This is a genomic window from Streptomyces sp. NPDC055140 (assembly GCF_053607285.1).
This window is the reverse complement of the sequence record NZ_JBSGTG010000193.1, coordinates 1-1,467: the sequence shown is the minus strand read 5'-3', so window position 1 is coordinate 1,467 and position 1,467 is coordinate 1. Positions and strand designations below refer to the sequence as shown.

Sequence of the window (1,467 nt, the reverse complement as noted above, 5' to 3'; positions counted from 1 at the left end):
GCCGTAGGCCGACTCCCATCCGGTCCACAGCGCGGTCAGCTCGGCCACCACGGCGCCGTGCTCCCACCAGCAGGCATGCGGGAGCTGTTCCGTGGTCAACTCGTAGGCGTCCGCCATACGGATCACCCACGCGGTGAACTCGCCCCACAATTCAGCGCGTACGTCCTCTGCGACCTTGTGCCACGCGATGGGCGCACCAGGGACGCGCGTACTGTCGCCGCCGCCGTCCTCACCTGACGCGCCCTGCTTCGCCGCACCGCGCACGGCCCCGGCATCCTCAAGTCGGGCCAGGCGCGCAGCGAATCCAGTGAGTTCGCCGTTGATGGACTCCAGCGCGTCGAAAAGCGGGCCCAGCGGATCAGGCACAGGGAACCGCCTTTCCCGCCTGGAGGCCGTTCGCAGCGCGCACGGCCTCGGAGCAGGCCCTGGGGCAGATCACAAACAGGCGGGGCTGAGGCTGCGCACGGGTCCCGGGGTTCTCGATCTCGGTCAGGCGCGCGGCCAATCCGGCGAGTTCGCCATTGATGGACTCGACTGCGTCGAAGAGTGAGCCCGTTGGATCGCGGTCGGGACGATGGGAGTGCGCAGGGGTGGGGGAGCGGGCATCCTCAAGGCGGAGCAGGCGGGAGTGGAAGCGCATGCGCGCGGTGTTGAGCTCCCCGAGATCAGCGTTGAAGGTCTCAAGAGCGTCGAGCAGCAAAGCGAACGGATCTGTGTCCTTGCGGCGGGTCTGTGAGGGACAGGGCGAGGAGTCGTCCGGCAGTCGGGCAGTGCGCCGCGTGAGGCTGACCGGTCCTTCGCGCAGGGACCGCCGGGCGAACTTGAACCAATCAGCTGCTGCTGGCATAGCTGTTCACCTTCTTCAGAGCTTCCTTGGTGGCCTCGCTGATCTCCTTGGCACGAGGACCTTCGTGGATCCGCTCGAACCTCACCCGAGTGACGGGGGTACGACGGTGCACGACCAGGCCTTCGCGCTCCTTGATCTGCCGGATGTCACCGGGCTCGAGTACGGCCCGGCGCCGCGTGGAGATACTGATGGAGGCGCGGTCTCCGTCGTCGGACACGCTCTCGGTGTCTTCCTCGAACTCGCCGGCGAGCTGGGAGTAGGTCTTCAGTTCCTGCTCGTCCGAGACACCACCCAGTATGACCTTGATGGTGGCAGCTGCGAACATCTTGCGAACGCCCAACTCTCCCCACCGTTCCTGGGCCTGAGCCAAGTTCTGCAGCACCGCGACCATAAATATGTTCTGCGAGCCGGAGACGGACATCAGGCTGGGGATCTGCGGCAGTGGAGCCACGTTGGCGAGCTCGTCGCCGAGCAACGCGAGCGGCGGGTCCAACCGCCCGTTGGGCATCCGGGCCGCGATCACCTTGGCAGTGTCGAGGATGGCCCGCGAGAAGGCCGCCAGAATGGGTGCCAGGCTGGAGCCTTCGTCTTCCTCACCGATGAGGAAGACGGTGCCGCCC

The 1,467-nt window shown here is 66.7% G+C and carries 2 protein-coding genes and 1 pseudogene; all 3 read right to left on the bottom strand.

Annotated features, from left to right (window positions below; all coding sequences use genetic code 11):
- Nucleotides 1–366, bottom strand: a pseudogene (locus ACWFR4_RS48915) (hypothetical protein); the annotation flags it as partial.
- Nucleotides 359–700, bottom strand: coding sequence for a hypothetical protein (locus ACWFR4_RS48910; RefSeq protein WP_453658467.1), 342 nt, complete (start codon nucleotides 698–700; stop codon nucleotides 359–361). The gene ACWFR4_RS48910 and the pseudogene ACWFR4_RS48915, both read right to left, overlap by 8 nt.
- A 130-nt stretch (nucleotides 701–830) precedes the next feature.
- A partial coding sequence (locus ACWFR4_RS48905; RefSeq protein WP_453658465.1) for a type IV secretory system conjugative DNA transfer family protein occupies nucleotides 831–1,467 on the bottom strand: 637 nt, incomplete at its 5' end.